This window comes from Comamonas sp. SY3 (genome assembly GCF_041730275.1).
Lineage (GTDB): Bacteria > Pseudomonadota > Gammaproteobacteria > Burkholderiales > Burkholderiaceae_C > Comamonas > Comamonas sediminis.
Genome location: NZ_JBGTYN010000009.1, coordinates 96,096 through 121,688, shown reverse-complemented (window position 1 = coordinate 121,688; position 25,593 = coordinate 96,096). Strand labels below are relative to the sequence as shown.

Annotated in this window: 19 protein-coding genes and 1 pseudogene; 8 read left to right on the top strand and 12 right to left on the bottom strand. The window is 62.5% G+C overall.

All coding sequences use genetic code 11. The annotated features are described in order from the left end of the window. Positions 1 to 452 precede the first annotated feature (452 nt). From ACCQ08_RS13775 to ACCQ08_RS13725, 11 genes and pseudogenes are all read right to left on the bottom strand, one after another. Entirely contained in the window at positions 453 to 3,737 is a 3,285-nt protein-coding gene (locus tag ACCQ08_RS13775) for a type I restriction endonuclease subunit R (RefSeq protein WP_373450126.1), read from the bottom strand. 36 nt (positions 3,738 to 3,773) lie between these two features. Next, positions 3,774 to 5,114 carry a restriction endonuclease subunit S gene (locus ACCQ08_RS13770; protein ID WP_373450125.1) on the bottom strand — a complete coding sequence of 447 codons (1,341 nt, stop codon included), beginning with the start codon at positions 5,112 to 5,114 and terminating at the stop codon, positions 3,774 to 3,776. Beyond that, positions 5,111 to 7,435: an N-6 DNA methylase gene (locus ACCQ08_RS13765; protein ID WP_373450124.1), complete on the bottom strand. Its 2,325-nt coding sequence runs from the start codon at positions 7,433 to 7,435 to the stop codon at positions 5,111 to 5,113. The genes ACCQ08_RS13770 and ACCQ08_RS13765 overlap by 4 nt, the downstream gene beginning before the upstream one ends. Before the next feature lie 130 nt (positions 7,436 to 7,565). Next, positions 7,566 to 7,769: pseudogene (locus tag ACCQ08_RS13760) on the bottom strand (IS5/IS1182 family transposase); the annotation flags it as partial. A 144-nt stretch (positions 7,770 to 7,913) separates the two neighbouring features. Beyond that, a complete protein-coding gene (locus ACCQ08_RS13755; protein WP_373450123.1) occupies positions 7,914 to 8,330 on the bottom strand; it encodes a hypothetical protein in 417 nt (138 codons plus the stop codon). Positions 8,331 to 8,900: 570 nt separating this feature from the next. After that, entirely contained in the window at positions 8,901 to 10,862 is a 1,962-nt protein-coding gene (locus ACCQ08_RS13750) for an ABC transporter permease (RefSeq protein WP_373450122.1), read from the bottom strand. A 66-nt stretch (positions 10,863 to 10,928) separates the two neighbouring features. Beyond that, the gene (locus ACCQ08_RS13745; protein WP_373450121.1) at positions 10,929 to 13,259 is read right to left on the bottom strand and encodes a TonB-dependent siderophore receptor; all 2,331 of its coding nucleotides are present in this window, start codon (positions 13,257 to 13,259) and stop codon (positions 10,929 to 10,931) included. A gap of 244 nt (positions 13,260 to 13,503) precedes the next feature. Beyond that, on the bottom strand, positions 13,504 to 14,661 hold the full coding sequence (locus ACCQ08_RS13740) for a FecR domain-containing protein (RefSeq protein WP_373450120.1): 1,158 nt from the start codon (positions 14,659 to 14,661) through the stop codon (positions 13,504 to 13,506). A gap of 44 nt (positions 14,662 to 14,705) precedes the next feature. Then, on the bottom strand, positions 14,706 to 15,257 hold the full coding sequence (locus ACCQ08_RS13735; RefSeq protein WP_373450119.1) for a sigma-70 family RNA polymerase sigma factor: 552 nt from the start codon (positions 15,255 to 15,257) through the stop codon (positions 14,706 to 14,708). Between the two features lie 255 nt (positions 15,258 to 15,512). Beyond that, entirely contained in the window at positions 15,513 to 15,809 is a 297-nt protein-coding gene (locus ACCQ08_RS13730) for an addiction module antidote protein (RefSeq protein ID WP_259164108.1), read from the bottom strand. 3 nt (positions 15,810 to 15,812) lie between these two features. Further along, complete coding sequence (locus ACCQ08_RS13725) at positions 15,813 to 16,127, bottom strand: type II toxin-antitoxin system RelE/ParE family toxin (protein ID WP_369461166.1); 315 nt, start codon at positions 16,125 to 16,127, stop codon at positions 15,813 to 15,815. A gap of 245 nt (positions 16,128 to 16,372) precedes the next feature. On the opposite strand from ACCQ08_RS13725, the gene ACCQ08_RS13720 reads away from it, so the two are divergent. The 7 genes from ACCQ08_RS13720 (at position 16,373) to ACCQ08_RS13690 (ending at position 23,310) form a co-directional block, all read left to right on the top strand. Beyond that, positions 16,373 to 16,792: an Ohr family peroxiredoxin gene (locus ACCQ08_RS13720; protein ID WP_373450118.1), complete on the top strand. Its 420-nt coding sequence runs from the start codon at positions 16,373 to 16,375 to the stop codon at positions 16,790 to 16,792. Positions 16,793 to 16,825: 33 nt separating this feature from the next. Then, positions 16,826 to 18,139 carry a sensor histidine kinase gene (locus ACCQ08_RS13715; protein ID WP_373450117.1) on the top strand — a complete coding sequence of 438 codons (1,314 nt, stop codon included), beginning with the start codon at positions 16,826 to 16,828 and terminating at the stop codon, positions 18,137 to 18,139. A 29-nt stretch (positions 18,140 to 18,168) separates the two neighbouring features. After that, a complete protein-coding gene (locus ACCQ08_RS13710; RefSeq protein ID WP_373450116.1) occupies positions 18,169 to 18,918 on the top strand; it encodes a response regulator in 750 nt (249 codons plus the stop codon). A gap of 378 nt (positions 18,919 to 19,296) precedes the next feature. Then, positions 19,297 to 20,319, top strand: coding sequence for an alpha/beta fold hydrolase (locus ACCQ08_RS13705; RefSeq protein WP_373450115.1), 1,023 nt, complete (start codon positions 19,297 to 19,299; stop codon positions 20,317 to 20,319). 29 nt (positions 20,320 to 20,348) lie between these two features. Beyond that, positions 20,349 to 22,118, top strand: coding sequence for a cytochrome c biogenesis protein DipZ (locus tag ACCQ08_RS13700; protein ID WP_373450114.1), 1,770 nt, complete (start codon positions 20,349 to 20,351; stop codon positions 22,116 to 22,118). 55 nt (positions 22,119 to 22,173) lie between these two features. After that, the gene (locus ACCQ08_RS13695) at positions 22,174 to 22,554 is read left to right on the top strand and encodes a DUF4440 domain-containing protein (protein WP_373450113.1); all 381 of its coding nucleotides are present in this window, start codon (positions 22,174 to 22,176) and stop codon (positions 22,552 to 22,554) included. A 129-nt stretch (positions 22,555 to 22,683) separates the two neighbouring features. Continuing rightward, complete coding sequence (locus ACCQ08_RS13690; RefSeq protein ID WP_373450112.1) at positions 22,684 to 23,310, top strand: LysE family translocator; 627 nt, start codon at positions 22,684 to 22,686, stop codon at positions 23,308 to 23,310. Between the two features lie 49 nt (positions 23,311 to 23,359). Here the strand turns inward: ACCQ08_RS13690 and ACCQ08_RS13685 are convergent, their stop codons facing one another. After that, positions 23,360 to 24,268, bottom strand: a complete 909-nt coding sequence (locus ACCQ08_RS13685) for a LysR family transcriptional regulator (protein ID WP_373450174.1) — start codon at positions 24,266 to 24,268, stop codon at positions 23,360 to 23,362. 128 nt (positions 24,269 to 24,396) lie between these two features. Between ACCQ08_RS13685 and ACCQ08_RS13680 the strand changes: the two genes are divergently transcribed. Then, positions 24,397 to 25,578: a M20 aminoacylase family protein gene (locus ACCQ08_RS13680; RefSeq protein WP_373450111.1), complete on the top strand. Its 1,182-nt coding sequence runs from the start codon at positions 24,397 to 24,399 to the stop codon at positions 25,576 to 25,578. Positions 25,579 to 25,593 lie beyond the last annotated feature (15 nt).

Genomic DNA, 25,593 nt, shown 5'->3' with positions numbered 1-25,593 from the left:
CTTAATTTTTCAGCAGAAATTTTTCTGTATCCCTATGTGTATCCCAATTTTGTTATATGCAAGGAATTTCAATTAAATCAACTACTTAAGAAATTGTTGTATTCCTCTCTCCCACCAAGTCAGTAAAAAGCCCGCTATCTTTTGGATAGCGGGCTTTTTCTTTTTCTCAGGCTGTAGGCGATCTGTAGGCAGTTTTGCGAAGGCTACTCCTACTGCTGTTGAGCACACCTACATGGATGTGGCGACAGCCAGCTGCGTCAGGGACTGAAACGATGCGCAAACCTCACTCGAAGAAGCTCATTCCTCAGGCATGAGCTTAAGCCGACTGGTTGCTATTCACGCGGTAGGGCGCTAGGGCTCTGCTTCAGGCCAGGTGAAAACACATCATCACCGCCCCCACATAGCCTCGCGCACTACCCAAATTCTGCGATTAGACCTCCCGCGTAACCGATCTACTTCTCGTAACGGTGGATATTGGGGGAATTACCCTGCACCAGCAGATCAAACACTATTCGCGCAAAGTTGGCTGCCTTGCTCGGATCGGCCAGCAACTGCATCATCTGGTTCTGATGGGCTTCACTGCTGTCCATGATGGCATCGTCTATCGCCTTGGAGAAGTCGCCAAGCATGGCCTGTTCGGGCGAATTGTTCTCGATCTGCTTCATCACCTTGATGTTCTCACCCACCTTGTCGCGGATCGTATAGGCGTAGTTCACCATGTCCTTGTCGGTGAGCTTGTCGGTGACAAACACCTCGTTCAGGCGGTTGATGATCTGCGACAGAAGCTCTTCCGTCTTATCTTTTGGTTTGGCCGTGCCCAAGCCTTCACCGGGCACCAACTTGTACTCAGCGCTATTTTCTTTGAGCACCAGATCCTGCTGGCGTATCTTCGCCACACGGTAGTGGCTGAGCACCACGTTGCCAAGGTCGATGTCGTCTTCTTCCAGCAAGGTTTCGCGCAGCATGGGTCGCAGGCTGCGCGCGTACAGGCTCAGCTTTTCCAGGTCGGTATCGTCGTAATCCACGATCTGCGACATGAACTCGTAAAAGCGCACAAAGGTGCCCAGGTCTTTCTTGAAGATTTCCAGCGCGTCCTTTTCCTTCTGGCATTCCTTCAGGCTTTTCTCGGCGTTGGCAATCAGCACGGCATCGCCTGTCTTCTGGGTGCGTTCAAACATGTCCTTGGCAATCTTGAAAGCCTCCACCGCCGACTTGTAGCGCAGCTGCCAGCGCTGCACCGCAGGCTTGCAAATGTTGGCAATAGCCGCGTTGCTCTTGTTCTTCACATAAAACGCCGCACAGAACTGCTCCACCTCCTGCCACGTAAAAATGCCCCCAGCCCGCAGCTTGTCCCGCAGCGCAAAGATCAGGTTCGGATCCGACACATCCAGCAGCTCCGCTGTCTGGTAGTACGGCTGAAACGCCTCCAGAATCTCATCCGACTCATTGAAGAAGTCCAACACATAGGTGCCCGTCTCAGCCTTGTTCGGGTAGGTGCGGTTCAGGCGCGACAGCGTCTGCACGCACTCCACCCCGACCAGCTTCTTGTCCACATACATGGCGCACAGCTTGGGCTGGTCAAACCCGGTCTGGAACTTGTTGGCGACGATCATCACCTGGTAGTCGTCCGAATCGAAAGCCTTGCGCATGTCGCGGCCCTTGAGGTTCGGGTTCATATTCGTCTCGGTGAACTTCTCGCCGATCTGGCCCGCCGCAGCCGGGTCTTTGTCGGTGAACTCCACCTCACCCGAAAACGCCACCATGGCGTGAATCTTCTGGTAGCCCTTCTCCAATATGTACTTATCGAAACACTGCTTGTAGCGCACTGCCTCCTTGCGCGAGCTGGTCACCACCATGGCCTTGGCCTGCCCGCCCAGCAAGCCCATCACGTTGTCTTTGAAGTGCTCCACAATCACCATCACCTTCTGGGCAATGTTGTGGTCATGCAGGCGCACCCATTGGTTCAGCTTCACCTTGGCGCGCTTGCTTTCCACCTCTGCATCGGCGTCCTGCACCTTCAGGGCCAGCTTGTAAGCCACCTTGTAGTTGGTGTAGTTCTTCAACACGTCGAGGATGAAGCCCTCCTCAATCGCTTGGCGCATGCTGTATACGTGGAACGCCGCCGGCTTGTTGGTGGCCGAAGGCACCTCGTCATGGCGCGGCACGCGGCCAAACAGCTCCAGCGTCTTGGCCTTGGGTGTGGCGGTAAAAGCAAAGTAGCTCAGGTTGCCCGATGCGCGGCGCGACGCCACCGTGGCAGCAATGATGTCATCGCTATCCAGTTCGGCAGCCTCATCTCCCGCTTCACCGGCCTCCTTCATCAGCACCTCTTTGAGCTGCCGCGCCGTAGAGCCGCTTTGCGACGAATGCGCCTCGTCGGCAATGATGGCGTAGCAGCGCTCCTTCAGACTCACGCTGTTTTCAATCGCCTTCAACACAAACGGAAAAGTCTGGATGGTGACGATGATGATGGGCTGGGCAGACTCCAGGGCAGCGGCCAGCTTTTCAGACTTGGAACCATCGCCCTCTTTGTTGTTTATGCGCCCCACCACGCCATCGGTGTGCTCAAACTGGTAGATGGTGTCTTGCAACTGCGCGTCCAGCACCGTGCGGTCGGTCACCACAATCACCGAGTCAAACTGCTTTTTGCCGTCATGCTTGTACAACGCAGAGAGCTGGTGCGCCACCCAGGCAATGGAGTTGGACTTGCCCGATCCCGCGCTGTGCTGAATCAAATACTTCTGCCCCGGCCCCTCGGTGCGCGCCGCAGTCAGCAGCTTGCCAACCACGTCCCACTGGTGGTAGCGCGGGAAGATCAGGCTTTCCTTCTTGTACTTGCGGCCTTCCCAGTCTTCCTTGTCCTCAATCTGCAGGTGCACAAAGCGGGCCAGGATGTTGAGCAGGTTGTCCGGCAGCAGCACCTCGTTCCACAGGTAATCGGTGGCGTAGCGGTTGATGTCGTCTGGCACATCGTTGCCCGCGCCGCCGTCTGCCGTGCCTTTGTTAAAGGGCAGAAAGTACGTGCCCTCCCCCTCCAGCCGCGTGGCCATATGCACCTCGTACTGGCTCACCGCAAAGTGCACCAGCGCCCCGCGCTTAAAGGTCAGCAGTGGCTCCGGCTTTTTGGCCACCGGGTCCACCGGCAGGCGCGTGGTTTTGTACTGTCGCACTGCCCGGTCCACCGCCTGCTTGAATTCGCTCTTCAGTTCCAGCGTGGCCACCGGCAGGCCGTTGACGAACAACACTAGGTCAATGCGCCACGCCTTGGCCTTGGCACCTGTCTCCGCGAAACAGGCATCGGTACACCACGGGCTATACACCAGCTCCGGCACCACACGCAGGCGGTTTTTAGCGTAGCGGGCCAGCGTGTCCGGATTCAGGTCGTGCTCGGGCTTGAACTGGCACAGCGACAGGCGCGCATTGCGGTCGCGCAACTCGTGGCGCAACACGCCCAGCGTGCCAAAGGTGCGGCTGTCTTTGTGCGTGGCATTGGGGTCGGCCTTGCCCAGTTGCGTAGCCACAAGCTGCAAAAACTTCTGCTCCGCATCCTTGGGGTGGTTGGCGCAAAACCTTTGCCACTGCGCGTCTTGCGTCTCTTGCACAAAGCCCAACGCATCCTCGGGATACAAGGCCAGCGCGCGGTTGTACTTTTCCGGCGAGCCTAGCAACCAGCCATTGGCCAGCAGCTGGCGAATGATGTCGTCTTGAAAGATGCGTTCGGTGGCTTGGTCGCTCATGGTGGGGTGGAAATGTGGCGGTATGGGTTTAGGCAGTCAGGCGGCAGCTTGCCAGTCGCGCACGTCAATCTTGCCGGTGACGGCGGCAGATATTACGGCTGTGCGGCGCTCTTGCAAAAGAGAGACTTTATTAACTGCCAAATTTAGAACAACGTCCATTTTGGAAAGCCGTTGCTTTATAGATTTTTCTATCTCAAGTTGCTCAGATTTGGGAGGAATCAACAAACTCATCTCTCGCACGGTCTCGATGGACACCTCACTGAATGTGCTGCCCTGCTTGCTCAACTCCCAATAGCGACTAACAGCATCAGTCCCAAAGAAAAGGACCAAATAACTGGATAGCAAACTCATGCCGGGAGTTATTCGTGCAACGCCTCGAGAGAGATTTACACCCTTAAGGCTTTCTGGAACAACGTGGGCGGCTCCAATTGATGCACGTATTCCTAAAATTACCTCACCACCTTCAAGCGTCGATCTTGGGTAGGCAGCAGCAATTTCTTTTGTGGTTTTCTGAAGATCATCAATCCCGAAGCTGCCACGACTCATATTTGTCGTTTGCACAAATGGAACCCCATCATCTAGCGGCTCTCCAGGCTGAACAATTCCGTATGAGATCGAGGAGCCAGATTTAATTGCATGCTTAAGCCTACAAACAGTCCAATGCGCAGGCACCTCGCCTAACCAATCCACGTCGGAGTCTTTCATCGGGGCGTTGGGGTTGAGGCCTTTGGTGACGGCGTGGCTGATGACGGCTTGGCGCTTTTCCTTGAGCAACTCAATCAGCCGCAACTGCTTTTCGATCAAGACATCAATCTTCGCCGTTTCGTGGTCGAGGAAGGCGGCGATGGACAACTGTTCTTCTACATTTGGAATCGGACAACCTATATCGCCCAATAACTCTAAATTTAGGCCATCTCGAAGGTCGCCTCCGGCCATGTTTCTGATGTTCTGGTAGTTTGAGTGCAACCACCAGAATAAATAACGTGAATTCTGTAAGTCTTGAGGAACGATGGCAGCCATAGACTGATTGCATGTAGCATCTATTGCCAGCTGCGCAATCATTCCTTTCGTTTTTCCCTGCCCCGCAAGCGCCATCACCAGTGCATTTTTAGGAATCCATTTCGCACTGCTGTTTTTGTAGGCAGCTTCTGTAATGTAGGTTGAGACTTCCGAAATTAGGCCTTGACTTACCTCGCCAGAATTAATCCAAGGCACTGACCCATTTTTCCAATACTCCTCAATAGCCTTGGATGGCGTACCTCCGGCATATAGTTTTGCAATCCAGCGAAGATGTACAGAATTCCAGTGCTTTGGTGTTCTGTCTGCCCATTGGAGTTTTGATTTTTCGTACTGCGGATAAGACTTGTACCGACTCACGAATGCACCTCACGCAGCAGGGCCATGATTTCGGCGCTCACGGCGTCCAAGTCGGCATCTATCTCTTCCAACGGCCGTGGCGGCTGGTACTGGTAAAAGTGGCGGTTAAACGGAATCTCATAACCGACGATGCCAATCTCACCATCTTTGGCGTCGCGCTTGCTGCCGTCTATCCACGCATCGGACACATGGGGCTGCACTTCGGCGATGAAGTAGGCCTCGACGCTCTCGCTCACAGTGCCGTTGGGGTCCAGGGCCACGTTTTCAAAATCGCGCAGCTCGCCATCGGCTTGGTATTCGATGACCTCCTGGTTCACTGCGAACAGGCCGTAGAGCGGATGGGACTTGCCTTTGTGCACCTTCTTGACCACCTTTTCAGCGGCGGGGTTCTTCCAGCTCACGGCATCGGCAATCTGCTTTTTCTCTTTCGCGTCCAGCGTAATGCCTGCCTTTTTGCTGGCGCCCTTGATGGCTTCGTCATAGGCATTGAAGTCGTCGTGCGGGGCGCTGCCGATTGCGCTTTGCAGGGCGCGGCCCTTGAGCAATACGTCCTTTTGTGCCAGCCAGGTGCGGGCGTCGAGCAGGTCTTTGATCTGCTTTTCCTTGAGGCTGGCAAAGTCGCGCTTGAGGTGGGCGCGTATTTCTTCGGTGTAGTCGTCCAGCTGGCCGTAGAGGTCGCAATCGGCAGCGTCTTGCCAGTAGGACTGGCCGTACTCGGCGTAGACCCACTGCATGGCCGCATTCAGGTTGCCTGACTCAAAGCGCAGGCTGGCAATGCGTTCATCGCTGAACTGCCACGACAAGCGCAGGGGCCGCTCGATGGTGATGCGGCGGTAGCCAAACTCATGCGTGGAAAAAATTTTGCTGGCAAAGGTTTTGACGGCTTCGGGCTTGGGGTTGGCGGCCGGGCGACCCCGGTTGCTTTTGGCTTCCGCCGGTTTGTTGAGCGCCAGCGCTTCCACCACCTCAAAGTTGCCAAAGCAACGGGTGATGGTGGCAATGTCGGCCTCGTCCATCACATTGCGCTTGCTGCCCAACGATTTGCGCATCTTGCCGCAAAGGTTGGCGCCATTGATGAGCTGCACCTTGCCTTTGCGCTCAGCAGGCTTTTTGTTCGACAGCACCCACACATAGGTGGCAATGCCGGTGTTGTAGAACATGTCGGTGGGCAGGGCGACGATGGCTTCGAGCAGATCGCTTTCCAGAATATGGCGGCGGATTTCCGATTCACCCGAGCCTGCGCCGCCAGTAAACAGCGGCGAGCCGTTGAGGATGATGCCGATGCGCGAGCCACCATCCTTCACATCGCGCAGTTTGCTGATGAGATGAAGCAAAAACAGCAGCGACCCATCGGACACCCGCGGCAGGCCGGGGCCAAAGCGGCCATCAAAGCCTTTAAGGGTGTGTTCGTTGGTAATGTCGCCTTCGATCTTTTTCCAGTCCACGCCAAAGGGCGGGTTGGAGAGCATGTAGTCGAACTTGCTGGCGTAGAGGTGGTCGTTGGAGAGCGTGTTACCAAGCTTGATGTTGCTCACATCCTGCCCCTTGATAAGCATGTCGGCCTTGCAGATGGCGTAGCTCTCGGGGTTGAGCTCCTGGCCAAAGGCGCGCATCACGGCCTGCGGGTTCAGCTCATGCACATATTCCATGCCCGCCGAAAGAAACCCTCCTGTACCCGCTGTGGGGTCGTAAATGGTGCGGATGATGCCGGGCTTGGTGAGGGCTTCATCGTCTTCCATGAACACCAGCGAGGTGGTGAGGCGCACGATGTCGCGCGGGGTGAAGTGTTCACCCGCAGTGTCGTTGGAGCTTTCAGCAAACTTGCGGATCAGCTCTTCAAACACCAGGCCCATTTCGTAGTTAGACACGGCATTGGGATGCAGGTCCATGGTGCGGACTTTTTTCACCACTTTGTAGAGCAGATTGGCGTCGTTCAAAAGGCCAATGAATTCGGCGAACTTGAAGTGGTCAAAAATCTCGCGAGCATCTTTGGAGAAGCACTGGATGTAGCGCTCCAGATTGGCCTTGATGCCAGACTCGCCCAAGGTGCTCAGGTCCATGGGCGAGGTGTTGAAGAAGCTCAGGCCACCGGTAGCGCGCAGGATCAGCTTTTCTCTGGCCTCTTCGGCAATGGCCATTTTCTCGACCTTGGCGCTTTCAGCCAGCACAGCGGGCTTGCTGCCCTGCAGCACACATTCCAAACGGCGCAGCAGCGCAAAGGGCAGGATGACGCGGCCGTATTGGCTCTGACGGAAATCGCCGCGCAGCAAATCGGCCAGAGCCCACAGGTCGGCGGCGAGGTTATTGGTTTGTTGGGTCATGTATTACGAACGAGGGCTTGGGGTTTCACCCGTACGAGGGAGAGTATGGCACGGGCTTGGGGTGAATTTCCGAACCGATGCACAGGCGCTAACCTACAAAAATATGCGGCGATGGCCGCATTACGGTGCGCAAAGGCGTGGCATTGCGCTGCATCTTGATCGCACGCACGGGCTGGGTTTCATAGCCCTGATCATCTGTGACGGTCAGCAGCGGTTTTTGGACTGGAACCCGTGGCAGCAATTCAGGCATAACGGCAGCGTCGCTGACATTGTTGGAAGCGACGCAGATCGCCCGTACCTGCAGCGTTTGTGCATCAATGCCGATGTGCAGCTTGAATCGCCCCGGCTCTAACCGAGCCGCCTACCGAGCCTGCGTCCACCCAATCAACACCCCGATGACCACGCCCACGGCCCCATCCGGCGTGTCAAAACTATTGCCATGGGGAAGATGCCCAAGCGCTCGGGAACGACGGCCAGGTCACCCTGCGCCACCCTTCCGCCCCTCGGCTGCCTTCTCATTCGCCCGATGCAGCGCCGCCTGCGCATCCTCGGTCAGCGCATATAAAGCACTGTGCAGACCGCCTTGCAGCCACTTGCTCAGCTTAAACGACCCGCCATCATCCGCCCCAATCAGCAGCGCTGATATAGCACTCAAGCCATACAAGCGCGTGTTGATCGCTTGGGCTTCCGACTCCGTCAGCACCAGGTCGTCGGTGAAGCCGCAAGCCCGCCGGAGCCTGCAAATGTCGTGAATGTCCAGAGGCTGGTCGCCATGACCAGCGATGGCCTGGATGGCATCGGCATAAGCGGTATTCGGGCGGGAAGTATCCGAGCTGGAATCCACGGATGAGCCGGCTTTTGCTGCCGCGCGGGCAGCTTGGGGCTTGCTGTTCATGATGACGCCTCCTGATTCCTGGACAGGTTGCGCAGTGCAGGCATTAGTGCCTGTATGACCATGTTCAGCGCGTTGCACGCGTCGGGATGCAGTTGGATAAGGGCGACTTCGCCCAGGCAGGAAGTAGGCGCAGAGATGCGCGCGAGGGAGGACTGAGCCATGGTGGACTCCAATCAGGATGGTTTGCTACAACCACCGCTTCCCACGCCAATGGGGGCGGCAGCTCGAACAGGTTGGCGTACCGGCCCCGCTTGCGCATACCGGCGAGCCTCGCGGCTCCCTGCCCGAGCCGCCATAAAACGAGCACGAACAAACAAGCCGCAGGTACTCTGCGGAAGAGACTGCGGCTTGCGTCGCAGCGGGAATCGGGACGCCAATCCCGACTGCGCTTTACTGGCGCAGCGGCGTAACTGTAGCACGGCAGAAATGGGAGTACTTGGGTGTGGCACATTATTGAGCCCCTTTCCCTTCCCAAGCCCCTCCTCAGTGACGCAGTAGCGGCTTGGCTGGGTCGGGAAGCCGTAACGGTCGGCGACTGCGACAGCTGCGTTAGAAGCCAGCACCCTCCCCCTAACCACCCAAAGCCACCACCGGCTCCAACCGCGCCGCCTGCCGCGCCGGCATCCACCCAAACACCAAGCCGGTCACCACCGCGCACCCAAAAGCCAGCAGCATCGCACTAACAGAAAGCACAACAGCGCCCCCCAAAAAGACCAGCACCGCGCCAATCAACACCCCAAGAAACACGCCCACGGTCCCGCCCACCATGGTCACCAGCACCGCCTCGGTCATGAAATGGCGCTGAATATCCCACTGGCGTGCGCCAGTTGCCATGCGGATGCCGATTTCGCGGGTGCGCTCTTTGACGGCCATCAGCATCACGTTCATCACGCCGATGCCGCCGACCAGCAGCGAGACGGCGGCGATCAGGCTGAGCATGGTGGTCATGGAATCCTTGGCCTGGGCTTCGGCCTGCAGGCGGGCGGCGGCGTTGGCGACGTAGAAGTCTTCGCGGCCGTGGCGCAGGCGCAGCAGGTTTTCAATGGCTGCTTGCGCGGGCAGCACGCTTTGGGAATCGCGAGCCTGGATGACTGTGTAGTGCGGGTCAAAACTTTTGCCGTTGGGGAAGATGCGCAGGATGCCCGAGCGGTAGGGAACAACGACCAGGTCATCCTGGCTCTGGCCGCCATCGCCTGCGCCTTTTTCTGACATGACACCCACCACCTGGAATGGCGTGGTGCCAATCAGCAGCAGCTCGCCCAGCGCTTTGCGGCCTTCAAAAAAGCGCTCATGCACCTTCTTGCCAATCACTACGACGGGGGCCAGCTCAGCATCTTCGGCATCGGTAAAAAAGCGCCCTTGCGCCACGGGCCAGTTGTGGATGGCTGGCCATGCGCTGGTGGCTGCGATGGTGTCGCCCTGCCAGGCCACATTGCCGTAGCGCACGGTGGCCGGGTCGCGTGCTACCGGCATGGCATGGGCCACCTCGGGCAGCTGTTCTACTGCCTCCAGGTCCGCCAAGGTGGTCACACCAGTCGGCCCGCCTTGGGGTGGTTTGCGGTTGTTGATGTACATCACCGTCGCCCCCATCGCGCCCATGCGTGCCACCACCTCCTGGCGGGCGCCCATGCCGACGGCCAGCATCACGATGACAGAGGCCACGCCGATGACGATGCCCAGCAGGGTCAAGGCCGTGCGTGCGCGGTGGATGCGCATGGAGCGCCAGGCCGAGTGCAGCGCTTCCCGCAGGTCGGCAAAGGGTTGGCTGCCAGACTTCTGCATTGCCTCATCCATGTCCGGCGGTGGCAAGGCGGCCTGCGATGGCGCTGTGCAAGGGTTCGGCTCGGTGTCGCTGACGATGCAGCCATCCCGGATCTCGATCACGCGGCGGGCCTGCGCCGCTACCTTGCGGTCATGGGTGATCAAGAGGATGGTGTGGCCGGCATCGGCCAGTTCGTGCAGCAGGGCCATCACCTCGGCGCCGCTTTGGCTGTCCAGCGCGCCGGTGGGTTCATCGGCCAGGATGATGCGGCCACCGTTCATCAAGGCCCGCGCAATCGATACCCGTTGCTGCTGCCCGCCGGACAATTGGTTGGGCCGCAGATGCCGCTTGTCTGCCAGCCCCAGCCGGCCCAACAAGGCCTGGGCACGCGATGCCCGCGCTGGCCTAGCGCTGCCCGCATAGATGGCGGGCATCTCCACGTTCTCTTGTGCGGAATCGGTCGCTATCAGGTGGTAGCCCTGGAACACAAAGCCAAAGGCCTCGCGCCGCAGCCAGGCCAGCGCATCGGCATCCAGCGCCGCCACATCCTGCCCGTTGAAGTGGTAGCTGCCGGCGCTGGGCCGGTCCAGGCAACCGAGCAGGTTCATCAGCGTGGATTTGCCCGAGCCCGATTGGCCGACGATGGCGACAAACTCGCCCGCCTGGATGGACAGGTCAATGCCATGCAGCACCTCCACCTCGGGCCGGCCAGTGCTGCCACCGCCATAGCATTTGCGGATGCCGCGCAGTTCGATCAAGGGAGTCGGCAATGGAGCCTCCGGTTGTTGGGGCTGCTGGCTGCATCCGCCGCTTGGATCGCAGTTACTGGCATTCGCTCAATAGTCATAGCGCAAGGTCATCGCAAAACTGCGCGGCGTGCCTACAAACACGCCGCCGTAGTTGTTGTTGGTAGGAATCGACTGGTAGTAGTGCTTGTCCAGCGCATTGCGCACATTCAGCTGCAGGCGCAGGTGGTTGTTGAACTGGTAGGCCGCATGCAGGTTGAGCAGCGCATAGCCGCCTTGCTGGATGCGATAGCCACTGCCGCTGTACGACATGGCGCTTTGCGCCTGCACATTGCCACCCAGGCGCCACTTCCCGCCCGGCAGGCGGTAGTCGGTCGAGACCTTGAAGATCTTGCGCGGCAAGGTGGTGTTGTAGGGCAGGCCGTCATTGGGGCCAGCCACGTATTTCGGATCGCTGTAGGTAAAGCCGGCGGCCAGGTTCCAGCAGGGGGTGGGCGAGCCCGATACCTCCAGATCAATGCCCCGGTTGCGCACCTTGGCGCCCTCGGTGTAGCAACGGATGGCGCCGGTCAAACCGCAGGTCGAGGCCACGTTCAGGGCGACTGGCAGGTTGAGCTGGTCGGTCTGGAACAGGGCCACGGCCGTCTGCAGGCGGCCATCGAAGAACTGGCTCTTCATCCCCACTTCATAGTTCTTGCCTTTGACCGGCGCCAGCAGGCCGTTCGGGCTGTAGTACTGCTGGATCGCGTAGATATCGGTGTAGCTGGCGTAGAGCGCATGCGCGGCACTCAGGTCATAGACCACGCCGGCATACGGAATCACCTGGCGGCCGGAGTCGAAAGACGCGTTGGTGTAGGGGCTGCGCGATGCATAGTCCGACCAGCTCAGGCGGCTGCCGATGATGAAGCTCAGCGCATCCGTGGCGCTCAGGCGGGTAGCCACCGCTGCGCCCTTCTCGTTGCGCTCCAGCGCATACGCGGTGGGTGTGCTGCTGAAACCCGGCACCCGGATCGATGAGAAGTCAAAGCTGGAGATGTCGATGGTCTGCGAGCTCTGGGCCGCAAAGATGTCGTAGTCGAAGTTGTCCCGGCGGCGGCTCAGGCTCAGCATCAGCTGGTGCTCACGGCCAAACAGCGTGTAGGGGCCGGTGGCATGCAGGTCAAAGGCGACTTGCTTGTCCTTGTACTCCGCATCCACCCAGGACAGGGTCTGGCCTGTGTCCGATACCCGCGCCGGGTAGTTGGCGACAAAGCTGGCGTCGGAGCGCACCGTGTTGAACGCGGCCGTCAGGTTCCAGCCGTTGCCCAGGCGGTGCTTGAGGTCACCAAAAACGCTGTAGTTGTCGCGGTTGAGGTGCGCGCCCGCGCCGGCCTGCGAGGCCGAGCGGTCCAGATCGTAAAAGGAGCCATCGGCCCGCGTGTTGAAGCCGCCCCAGTCATAGCCCTGGTGGTTGTCGCGCTGGGCGCTGAAGCCCAGGCTGGCCGTGGTCGCGCTGCCCAGGTCGGCCTCTACGATTGCGTAGAGCATGCGGTTGTCGGCTTCGGCCCCCTGCTTGAAGCTGTTGGCCTGGTTGTCGAACACCACGGCACGGCCGCGCAAGCTGCCAGCGGCATTGAGCGGGCCGGACACATCGAGCTGCGCGCGGTAATCCGCCCAGGAGCCCGCGCCCAGCTCGGCGCTCATCTGGAACTCGCGCGTAGGTCGCTTGCGCACCAGGTTGATGACGGCCGACGGATTGCCCGAGCCCTGCAGCAGTCCATTGGCGCCGCGCACCACCTCGACCCGGTCATAGATCGCCATGTTGTTGAGCGACATGGCGTCTGCGGAAAAACTCTCGGCCATGCTGGTGGACATGCCGTCGATCTGCAGGTCGGTGATCTGGAAGCCGCGCGAATAGAAGTAGGAGCGCTCGGTGCCCAGCTTGCTGTAGGTCACCCCGGGCAGCGCTTCGGTCACATCGTCCAGCGACTGCATATTGGCATCACGCATCTGCTGCTGCGTCACCACGCTGACGGCCTGCGGCGTCTCGCGGATGGACAAGTCCATCTTGGTCGCCGTGCGTACCTTGTTGGTGGTGTAGGCACCCGTGCCCTCGGTCACGCCACTCACGTCGGACTGGGCAGTGACGGTCACCGTCGACAAGGTGGCCGCATCCCGGGGATCAGGCGAAGGCGCTTTTCTGACGATCACCTCGGCACCCTGCACTTCCGCGACCAGGCCACTGCCCTGCAGCACCCGGTCCAGCGCCTGCCGGGGCGTCAGGTTGCCCGCCACGGCCGGAGCCTGCTTGCCGGCGACCAGGTCAGGATGCACCATCAGCTGCAAGCGGGCCTGGCGCGCCAGCTCGTTCAAGGCCGTGCCCAGCGGCTGCGCTGGCACGGAGATGGGCATAGCGGCGCTGGTCTGGGCATGGGCGGGCATGGCACTGATTGCCAGCAGCGGCAGGGCGAGCGCGGTGGCTAAAGCGAGGGGCGCGAGTTGGAAGCGCGGTTGCGGCATGAATACGATCTCCACAGTAGAAAGTTAGGTTCCTAGCTGTGCTGACGCATGAGGGGCCGAGGTGTTGAGGTCGCTGCCAACAAATTCTTGAAAATTTTTTGTCTCCATCTCGCAGGCTTGCCCATGCCGTGCATTTGCGCTGCGCCCCACTGCTTCCACCATGGCCTCAACCACCGCGTGCAGCGGTGATTTCCGTCTTGCCATCCTTGGGCACCAGGCGCACCGGCAGCACCCGGGGCAAGGCACGGGCAAAGGCTGCCAGCTGCCGCAGCTCAAAACTGCCATGCACCTTGAGTGCGCCGACGGCCGGATCGCGGATCACCAGACCGGTATCGCCATAGCGTTCAAACTCGGCCACCGCCTGGGCCAGCGTGCTGCCGTTGAAGCTGACCCGGCCTTCGCGCCAGTTGGCCGCAGGTGCAGCCTCGTGCTGCACCGGCCCGGGCAGACCGCTGGCATCGGTGCTGACGGACTGGCCTGCGACCAGCTCCACCGCTGCACCCTCCAGCTCCTGCGTGCGCTGGCGGCTGGCCACGCGCACGCGGCCTTGCTCCACCGCCACGCTGACTTGGCCCTCATCCCCCAGCCCACTGCGCGTGTTCCGCACCGAAAAGCGCGTGCCCACGACCGTGACCCTCGTCGCGCCGGCCAGCACATCAAAGGGCTGGGCGCTGTTGGGCTGTACGCTGAAGAAGGCCTGCCCCTCCAGCAGCCGCACCTCGCGGCGTTGGCGGTACAGGGTCACCTCCACCTGCGTAGCGGTGTCCAGCCACAGGGTGCTGCCATCGGGCAGCGCCAGCTGCCGCTGCTCGCCCCGGGCCGTCGCCATGCTTTGCGTAAAGGTCGGCTGCTGCTGCCAGATATTCCAGCCATACCAGCCGCTGCCCACCACGCCCAGTGCGACGGCGGCCACGCCAGCCTGGGGAACGAGCCAGCCCAGGTTGGCCAACCAGGCGCGGCGCCCGGGCGAGCTTGGTGCGCCTGATGGGCGGCGTCGCTCGTGAGCAGCGGCACGGCCCGCTATCGGTGGCAGCGCCAAGGGTGCTGGGCCTTCAGCGCTGGTTGGCAAGCCCGCCTTCAGCGCATCCACGCCCTCCTCAGGCAGCTCATCCATGCGGCCCCAAACGCCTTCGGCCTGCTCCAAGGCCTTGGCATGCTCGGGGTCGCGCTCCAGCCATTCCTGCAACTCCGCCTCTTCTTCGGCGGTCAGCCCGTCCTGGCGGCGCACCATCCAGCCGATGGCCTCAACCTCCAGCGGATCCTGGCCGGCAATGAACTCGGCATAGTCGCGCGCATCCGCTGCCTCCTGGGGGGAAGCTGGCAACGGTCTGCTGGGCGCGCTGTGGCGGTGGTGGAGCTCTGGCTGGCTCATGGGCGCCGAACCTTTGTATCGGCGCCATGGCCAGCGGGCGCTGCGGCGGCAGCACGGCCATGGAAGCGGTCATCACAGGCCTTGCAGACCAGGACCGCACGGATCACATGCTGGGCCACCATATTGCGGGAGATGCCCATGTGCTCGGCCACTTGCTGGTGCGACAGACCATCGAAGCGGTTCAACACAAAGGCCTCGCGGCAGCGCGGTGGCAGGCTTTCAATCGCAAGGTATACCGCTCTCGCATACTGGCTGAAGGCCAGCACCTCCTCGGGTTGCAGGTGCCTGGGTGCCAGCGGCTGCTGCGCTTCGTCCAGCGCTTCCAGGCTTTGGTGGCTGCGCACCTGCTCGCGCCGGTACTCGTCCGTTAGCAGATTGCGCGCGGTGCGGAACAGCAGCGCGCGCGGATCTGCCACCTGGGTGCCCGACTGCTGCACGCCAAAGAGGCGCACATAGGCCTCCTGTACCAGATCGGCCGCCGTGTCGCGGTTTTTCAAAGTGCGGGCGCAGAAGTTCAGCAGTTCTTTGTAGTAAGCATGCGCAGCCACAGCGGATCGAGCCCCATCAGGTGCATTGGTATTGCCCGTCAGGTGGCAATCAAGATGTGGCGGCCGCTGGATCTGTAGCGCGTAGCGAGACGGTAAGCGGGGAATTATAGATGCAAATGAGAATTCATCTTATTTACAGAGAGCCAGAATTGGAACACTTCATACGCCGCCGTTCACAAGCCAACAACGCTGGGCTTGGCAGGGAAGGCGGGCATGGATGGGTCTTGTTTCTTCGGGTGTCCAGCGCGTCTGCGCCTAGGGATTGATCGGCTGCGCAACCAGGCGAACGCCGAGCGCTGCACACACACGCCAAATAGTGTCAAAGCGCGGATGACTGCCCGGACGCAGCGCCTTGTACAGCGCCTCTCGGGTCAGGCCGCTGGCACTTGCTATGTCGCCCATACCACGCGCGCGCGCAATCACACCCAGGGCATGCGCAAGCTCGGAAGGATCTTCTTCCTCCATCACCAAGGTCAAATAGGCGGCCACCTCTTCATCCGTTTTCAAATGCTCTGCCATGTCAAAGTTGGGCAGGTCTGCAATCTTGACCATCATCTACTCCTTCTCGCCCTCTTCCGGCTCCAAAGTGGCAGCCAGCGCCTGGGCAGCAGCGATATCCGCTTGTTGGCTGGACTTGTCACCACCGCCCAGCATGACTACCACCACATCTCCACGCTGCACGTAGTACATACGCCAGCCTGGGCCAAAGTCTTCTCGCATTTCGTAAACGCCTGCGCCAACGGATTTACAGTCGCCCATCAAACCACGTGTGACCTTGTCCAAACGCTTGGCCAGGCGAATACGCGTCATCGTGTCACGCAGGCCAAGGAGCCAGGCATCGAATTCAACAGTGCGCTTGACGGTGAACATTTCGGCATTGTAATCGTTCGTTCACGCCAACACCAGTCCTTGCATTAGCGGCAGCACACACTCCAGACCCCATGCCATCGCTCGCAGGCACGAAGCGATGCGCTTGAACAAAGACTTTTGTATAGTTTTGTACACTGCCTCTCCCAGCGCTACATTCGGTCAGAAAACCCCTTTGCCAAAGCGCCGCGGGCTTGAACAATCGCTCCGTCAGTTTGACAAAACAACCCCTCCCAAAGGATTTGACCATGAGCGCAGCACAAGACAAGGTTCTCTACACCGGCCGCACGACGACCACTGGCGGCCGCTCCGGCGCATCGCGCAGCGATGACGGGCATTTGGATATTCGCCTGACCCAGTTTGGCACGGCAGGCACGGGCACCAACCCCGAGCAGCTGTTTGCGGCCGGCTGGTCGGCCTGCTTTATGGGGGCGATGGCACGCGCCGCGCAGCCGCTGGGCGTGAAGCTGCCGGCAGACCTGGCGGTCGATGCCGAGGTGGACCTGGTGCAAAACGCCGAGGGCTTTGCGCTGGCGGCGCGGCTGAGCGTCAGGGTGCCGGGCGTGGCGCATGACAAGGCGCTGGCCGTGGTGCAGGCGGCGCACCAGATCTGCCCGTACTCCAAGGCGACACGCGGCAATATCCAGGTCGATCTTTCGGTGGCCTGATCGCCCCTTGGCTTCCCTTCCGGCTTGACCTCCATGCGCAGCATTCTTCAACGGCTTGTCCCTTCCACCCTGCTGGCGCGCGTCGCCTTGCTGGTGGTGCTGGGCATGGGGGTGGCGCAGCTGCTTACCTATATGGCCATTCGCCATGAACGTGAGCAGGCGCTGATGCGGCTGATGATCAGCGGGGTTGAGCGCGATATCGCCAGCTCGGTCGCGCTGATCGACCGGCTGCCCGCCAGCGAGCGCCAGGACTGGTTCCCCAAGCTCGAGCGGCCCAATTACAGCTTTTCTTTGGAGGGCGCAGTCAGCAACGCCGCGCCCACCGACCCGGCGCTGGCCCGCTTTGCGCAGGTGGTGGCCGATGCCTTGCAGCCCTTTCCGGTGCTGGCGATGGGCCAGCTGGGCGACCGGCCCGATGCCGTGCGCATGCAGCTGCGGCTGAGTGACGGCGCATCGCTGTACATCGTGGCGCGCCGCGTGCCGATGCCCGTATCGGGCTGGGTCACCTGGCTGCTGCTGGGCCAGCTGCTGGTGCTGGCAGGCCTGGCCTGGCTGGCGGTGCGCCTGGTCACCCGGCCTTTGGAGAGGCTGGCAACGGCGGCCGACCAGCTGGGCCCGGACCTGCAAGCCACCGTGGTGGCCGAGGCCGGCCCCGCCGAGGTAGTGCGCGCCGCACGTGCCTTCAATGCCATGCAGCGGCGCATGGCCGGCTACCTGAACGAGCGCATGCAGATCCTCGCCGCCATCTCGCACGATCTGCAGACCCCCATCACGCGCATGCGGCTGCGGGTGGACCTGGTGGACGACATGCCCGATGCCGACAAGTTTCGCCAGGACCTCGAAGCCATGCGCAGCCTGGTGCACGAAGGGCTGAACTATGCCAAGACCCTACAGGGCTCCGACGAAAAAGTGCGGCGCCTGGACATGGATGCGCTGCTGCGCAGCATCGTCAACGACTATGCCGACACCGGCAGCCCGGTGACGATGGAGGGCGCTGCAGGCCAGCCCATCAGCACCCGCCCCAATGCGCTGCGCCGCATTCTGGGCAACCTGATCGACAACGCCTTGAAATACGGCCAGCGCGCCGAAGTGCATCTGCGCCTGCAGGCCGGCCATCTGACCATCGACGTCTGCGATGCCGGCCCGGGCATCCCCGAGGAGCAGCTTGCAGCCGTGCTGCAGCCCTTCTACCGGGTCGAGGCCTCCCGCAACCGCGACACCGGCGGCTCCGGCCTGGGCCTGGCCATTGCCCACCAGCTGAGCCTGTCGCTGGGCGGCACCTTGAGCCTGCACAACCGCCCCGAAGGCGGCCTGCGCGCCAGCCTGCAGTTGCCGGCCACCCGCTGACACCCACTGACCCACCGACACCTTCTGCCATGACAAGCACCTCCCCTGCCAGCGACCACATCCTTTTGGTGGATGACGACCGGGATATCCGCGACCTGGTCAGCGCCTACCTGCAAAAAAATGGCCTGCGTGTGACCACCGCACCCACGGGCCGGCATATGCGGCAGCTGCTGGAGATCGCCGGCCCGTTCGACCTGGTCATCCTGGATCTGATGCTGCCCGGAGAAGACGGGCTGACCCTGTGCCGCGACCTGCGCGCCGGCAAGTTCAAGACCACGCCCATCATCATGCTGACGGCACGCGGCGATGAGACCGACCGGGTGCTGGGGCTGGAGATGGGCGCCGATGACTACATGCCCAAGCCCTTTGCCGCGCGCGAGCTGCTGGCACGCATCAAATCGGTACTGCGGCGCACCCGCATGCTGCCGCCCAATATGCGCAGCAGTGAAGAAGCGCGCTTTCTGGCCTTTGGCGACTGGCGGCTCGATACCGTGGAGCGTGTGCTGCTGGACCACGATGGCGTGATGGTGTCGCTGAGCGGCGCCGAATACCGGCTGCTGCGCGTGCTGGTGGACCATCCGCAAAAGGTGCTCAGCCGCGACCAGATCCTGTCCATCACCCAGGGGCGCGAGGCCGAGCTGTTTGAGCGCTCGATCGACCTGATGATCAGCCGCCTGCGCAAATGCCTGAACGATGATGCCCGCGAGCCGCGCTATATCAAGACGGTGCGCAGCGAAGGTTATGTGTTTGCCAGCCAGGTGGAGGCCCAGGATGTTTAGTGTTCGCAAATGGCTGTATGCCTGCATGTTCTTGCTGGGTTGTGCGGCCGCTGAGATCGCCTCGCCCGCAGGCCGGCCCTGCCCCTTGGCCAGCAGCTCGACCCCGCTGCGCAAACGCGGGCCCCGCGCTTAAGACCGCCAAGCAACACCCACCACACCCAACACCGCCACCTTTCAGGTGGCGGTGGCGTTTTCGGGGTCGGCCATCACGGCTTTGTATAGCTGTGTATCTGCCCGCGCCGCGTGCTACACGGCCATGCATTTGGGGGGGCGCATGACACATGCCACATACATGGCGGCGGTCTACTGGCTGACAGCCAAGACAAACAAGTTTCGGCACCGAGCACCCCACCCCCCTTCACCAAGCAAAGGCCCTCCATGAACCCGATCACCTCCTCCTCCCGCCGCAGCTTCTTGGGCCATGCCGCCCTGGGCCTGGCCCTGGCGCCCATGGGCAGCTTGCTGGCCAGCAGCGCGCGCGCCGCCAGCCCGGCAGGCGCCACCAGCTTTGGCCCGCTCAAGCAGATCGATGCCGGCGACCTGCGCGTGGAATACGCCGAAGCGGGCCCCGCCAACGGCCCCGTCGCCATCCTGCTGCACGGCTGGCCTTATGACATCCATGCCTTTGTCGATGTGGCGCCGCGCCTGGCGGCAGCGGGCTACCGCGTCATAGTGCCCTACTTGCGCGGCTACGGCGGCACGCGTTTTCTGTCGGCCAGCACAGCACGCAATGGCCAGCAAGGCGCAGTTGCGCAGGACATCATTGCGCTGATGGATGCGCTCGGCATTCACCAGGCCGTGCTGGGCGCCTTTGACTGGGGTGCGCGCACCGCCTGCATCATGGCGGCGATCTGGCCCGAGCGGGTCAGCGGCCTGGTGTCGGTGAGCGGCTACCTGATCGGCAACCCCCAGGCCAATGCCAAGCCCCAGGCGCCTGCGGCCGAATACGCCTGGTGGTACCAGTCCTACCTGGCCACCGACCGGGGCCGCGACGGCTATGCCGCCAACCCCGCCGCCTTCAACCGCTTTATCTGGCAGCAGGCCTCGCCCCAATGGCAGTTTGACGATGCCACCTACCAGCGCAGCGCCCAGGCCTTTGACAACCCCGACCATGCCGCCATCGTGGTGCACAACTACCGCTGGCGCATTGCGCTGGCACAGGGCGAATCGCGCTTTGATGCGCTGGAGGCCCGGCTGGCCAGCGCGCCCCGCATTGCCGTGCCCAGCATCACGATGGAGGGCGATGCCAACGGCGCGCCGCACCCCGCGCCTGCTGCCTATGCGGCCAAGTTCAGCGGCCCCTACCAGCACCGCAACCTGGAAGGCGGCATTGGCCACAACCTGCCCCAAGAGGCACCTGCCGCCTTTGCCCAGGCCGTCATCGACGTCACCCGCATATAAGCCCTTAACTAGCCACAAAAGGAGCTGCCATGGCCTTGTACCTTGTTGCCTTTGCCGCCGGGGTGCTCAGCGTGCTGAGCCCCTGCATCCTGCCCGTTCTGCCCTTTGTCTTTGCACGCCAGGGCCAACCCAGCCGCCACGGCAGCCTGCCGCTCTTGATCGGCATGGCACTGGCCTTTGCCGCCGCCGCATCGCTGGCCGCTGCCGCTGGCGCCTGGGCGGTGCAGTTGAGCCAGTGGGGCCGGGGCCTCGCGCTGCTGGGCTTGGGCGTGTTTGCAGCATCCCTGCTGTTCCCGGGGCTGGCCGCCTGGTGGAGCCGGCCGCTGGTGCAGATCGGAGAAAAGCTGGCCGCCCAGAACCCCAAGCAGCGCTGGCTGCATTCCGCGCTGCTGGGCGTGGCCACCGGTCTGATCTGGTCGCCCTGCGCCGGCCCGGTGCTGGGCCTGCTGCTATCGGGTGCCGCACTGGCGGGGGCGGGCACCGCCACCAGCCTGCTGCTGCTGAGCTATGCGGCCGGTGCCGGCTTGGCCTTGTGGGCCGCGTTGCGCATCAGCGCCGGCACCATGGCGCGGCTGCGGGCCCATTGGCTGCCGGGCGAGCGCGGCCGGCGTGCCGCAGGCGCGGCGATGCTGGCCGCCGTGCTGGCCGTGGCCACCGGGCTGGACAGCCGCCTGCTTGCACAATCGGGCGCATTGAGCGGTTTGGGCAGCAATGGGCTGGAGAGCAGCCTGCTGCAAGCAGCGATGCCCTCGGCCCAAGCGGCGGAGCGGGCGGGCAATACCGCAGCACCGCTGGGCGGCGGTGCCCCTTACACCAGCCCCCTGCCGGTGGAATCGACCCGCCCCAGCCTGGAAGGCGGCACGCAATGGCTGAATGCCGAGCCGCAGTCCATCCCCGCGCTGCGCGGCAAGGTGGTGCTGGTCAATTTTTGGACCTACTCCTGCGTCAACTGCCTGCGCACCCTGCCCTATGTCAATGCCTGGGCGCAAAAGTATGCCGATCGCGGCCTGGTAGTAGTGGGGGTGCATGCGCCTGAATTTGCCTTCGAGAAGGACCGCAGCAATGTCGAGAAGGCCTTGCAGCAGCTCAAGATCAGCTACCCCGTCGTGCAGGACAACGGGTTCCGCATCTGGCGCGCCTTCAACAACCAGTACTGGCCGGCGCTCTACCTGGTCGACGCGCAAGGGCGGGTGCGCCACCACCAGTTTGGCGAAGGCGGCTATGCAGCCACCGAGCGCGCGCTGAACGAGCTGCTGCGCGAAGCCCAGGCGCCATCGGCAGCAACAGCGCCTGCGCCTACCGCCAACACGGTCCCCGACACCCAAGGCCTGGGCATGGCCGCCGACACCGCCAGCCTGCGCAGCCCGGAGCTCTACCTGGGCTACGACAAAGGCGGCAGCCTGCGCCTGGCAGGCCGCCCTGCCCCCGACAAGCCAGCCGACTACCAGCCAGCGGCGCTGCGGCTCAACACCTGGACCTTGCAGGGCAACTGGACCTTGAAGCCCGAGTTTGTACAAGCCAACAATGCGGGCGGCCGCCTGGCGCTGCGCTTTGAGGCCCGCGATGCCAACCTGGTGCTGGGCGCTGCTGGAGCAGCCCCGCTGCGTTTTCGCCTGACCATTGACGGCCAGCCCCCAGGCATTCACCACGGCAGCGATGTCGATGCCCAGGGCTACGGCCAGGTCGATGCCACGCGGCTGTACCAGCTGGTGCGCCAGCAGGGCGCGGTGAAGGAGCGCACGCTGGAGATCGAGTTTCTGGATGCGGGTGCGCAGGGCTATGCGTTTACGTTTGGCTAGAGGCTTTGCATTGCGCACCTACTAAGATCTGAGCCTTCACCCAGCACACCCCAGCATGGACCCCACCCTGACCCAGCAGCTTTCCCAACTGGAAGCCCAGCTCCACCTTCCGGAGATCCGCCACCACCAGCCCGAGCACGTATCGCAACTGCTGCACCCGGCCTTTGAGGAGACGGGCCGATCCGGCCAGCGCTACACGCGAGAAACGGTGGTGGAAGCGCTGCGCGCCGAATCGAACGCCGCCGAGATCGTGGCGGACGGCTATGCCGCCACCGTGCTGGCGCCCGGCGTGGCGCTGCTGACCTACCGCAGCGCCCTGTGCGATGCGCAAGGCACCCGCAGCAAGCACACCTTGCGCTCGTCGATTTGGTTGCTGACGGATGGCCGTTGGCAGCTGCGCTACCACCAGGGCACGCCGGCACTCGATAACTGGTAGCGGATGGCGGGCCCGGTCCGCTCAGGCGCGCTACCGACAGCGGTCAGCTGCGATCCGCCTTACCATGCACAGTGGCCGTGCCAGCTAGGCAGCGCCATCGCCTCTGATCCCCCGCCAACAGGAGCCCCCATGCCCATCGAACTCTGGTTAGCCTTTGTCGCCGCATCCGCGGTGCTGCTCATCATCCCGGGGCCGACAATTCTCACGGTGATCAGCTATTCGATGGCGCAAGGGCGGCGCGCCAATGTGCCGCTGGTCGCAGCGGTGGCACTGGGCGATTCGACGGCGCTGGTCGTGTCGCTGCTGGGGCTGGGTGCGTTGCTGGCCGCATCGGCCTTCTGGTTCAGCGCCGTCAAATGGGCAGGCGGCCTGTACCTCATCTACCTCGGCATCAAGCTGCTGCGCGCAGGCATCTCGCCGTCCAAGCTGGCTGCCGCACCCGTCTCCAGCTCGCGCTGGAAGCTGTTTGCCAATACCTACCTGGTGACAGCACTCAACCCCAAGGGCATCGTCTTTTTTGTGGCCTTCCTGCCGCAGTTCATCAGCGCAGGCGCGCCCGCTCACCAGCAGCTCTGGATTCTGGCCCTCACCTTTGTCGCGATGGCCACCCTGAATGCCACGCTGTATGCCGTCTTTGCGTCGTCTGCGCGCAAGCTCCTGTCCTCGCCAACAGCTTTGCGCCGGTTCCATATTGCCGGTGGCAGTTTGCTGTCGGCAGCAGGGGTGTGGGCACTGCTGGCCCGGCGGCCGGGGTAAGCGAAGGCGCCAGGTTGGGGACAGGACGCAGCACCAAGGCCCAGGCCCCCTAAGCGGCTGAAAACACCCCCACCATATGCCGCAGCAGTTGCGACGCCACCGGCGACAGCGGCCGGCCGCTGCGGGTGACCACATGCAGCTGGCTGTGGTTGAGCACCGGGCTGGCCAGCGGCAGCGATACCAGGGTATCCAGCGCCACACCCTGCAGCGGGATGGAGCGCGGCGTCATGATGTAGCCCAGGCCCATCACCGCAAAATCCCACAGCACCTTGAAGGAGTTGGTGGTCAGCATGGGTTGCAGGCGGACGTTCTCCTCCAGCTCGGCGGCCTGGATGTGCTTGCGCACGCCAAAGGATTCCTCAAGCGCCGCCCCCGGGTAAGGCGCCAGATCGGCCAGGGTCAACGGCCCACTGTGGCTGGCCAGCGGATGGCCCTTGCGCACATGCACCCGCACGGGCGCCAGCCGGGCATGGTGGGAGCGCAGCCGTGCATCGGCCGGCGGCTGGAACACGATGCCGATATGGGCACGGTCCTCCAGAATGCACTGCACGGCCTCCTCGGTGCCGGCGACCTTGACGTGGTAGCGCACATCGCCATGGGCTTTGACAAAATCCTGCAGCACCGGGCCCATCACCATGTCCAGGGTGCCCTCGCCCAGCACCAGGTCCAGATGGCCTGATTGCGCGTTCTTGAGGCTGTTGACCTCGGCCACAAAGGTGTCGTGCAGGTCCTGCTGGCGGCGGGCAAACAGCGCCAGCATGCGGCCGGCATCGGTCACCACCACGCCCCGGCCACGGCGCTCGAGCAGCACCAGGCCGGTGTCCTGCTCCAGCCGGGCCACCGTGCGGCTGACCATTGACGGGTCCACCGCCAGCACATCAGCGGCGCCGCGCACCGAGCCGGTTTCCATGATCTGCAGCAGGCACAGCGCCCGCTTGCGGTCCAGCACATCGTCCATACCCAGGTTCAACATTGCTCGCCTCCGCCCATTGTTGTGATTCTTGCAACGTTTGATTGCTTGTGTTGTCATGGACGCGACGGATGGCGCTTTCGATAATGGTTTGACTTTTTTGTGACGGCCCCACCATGAACGCACCTCTCAACCCTGCCTTGCTATCTGCCGTACAGGCCCTTGCGCCTGAGTTTGTCGGCATCCGCCACCAGATCCATGCTTTCCCCGAGCTGGCTTTTGAAGAGCTGCGCACCAGCGACCTGGTGGCCGAGCGCCTGCAGTCCTGGGGCTATGAAGTGCACCGGGGCCTGGGCAGCACCGGCGTCGTGGGCCGCCTCAAAAAAGGCCAGGGCAGCCGCAGCATCGGCATTCGCGCCGACATGGATGCGCTGCCGATCCAGGAGAAAACCGGCCTGCCCTATGCCAGCACCCTGAGCGGCAAGATGCACGCCTGCGGCCACGATGGCCACACCGCCATCCTGCTGTGCGCGGCGCGCTACCTGGCCGAATCGGTGGACTACAACGGCACCTTGAACCTGATTTTTCAGCCGGCGGAAGAGAACGAAGGCGGCGCCTTGCGCATGGTCGATGACGGCCTGTTCGAGCAGTTTCCCTGCGATGAAATCTATGCGCTGCACAACACACCGGGCCTGCCGGTGGGCCAGATCGGCATGATCACCGGGCCCGCGATGGCCTCGTTCGACCGTGCCACCGTCACCTTGACCGGCCGCTCCGCCCATGGCGCCATGCCCCACCACGGCATCGATGTGATGCAGGCCGCCGCCAGCATCGTGCTGGGGCTGCAGTCGCTGGTCAGCCGCGAGGTCGATGCGCTCAAGTCGGCCGTCATCACCGTCGGCTCCATCCAGGCCGGTGCCACCTACAACATCGTGCCCGAGAGCGCGACGATCAAGATCGGTATCCGCGCCCTCAACCCCGAGGTGCGCAACCAGATCGAAACCCGGCTGCGCGACTTTGTCGGCGCCCAGGCCCAAAGCTACCAGCTCCAGGCCAATCTGCTGTACGAGCGCAAGTACCCGGTGCTGGTCAACCATGCCGCGCAAACCGAGCGCGCCCGCGCCGTGGCCGCGCAGCTGCTGGGCGCCGACAACGTGGTGACCCGGGGCCCGGTGATGGGCAGCGAAGACTTTGCCTACATGCTGGAGCACCGCCCCGGCGCCTATGTGCGGCTGGGCAATGGCCTGGGGCAGGACGGCGGCTGCATGGTGCACAACCCGCTGTATGACTTCAACGACAAGGCCCTGCCCATCGGCGCGGCATTCTGGGCCAGCCTGGCACAGAGCTATCTGCAATAAACCCACCGAGCGAGA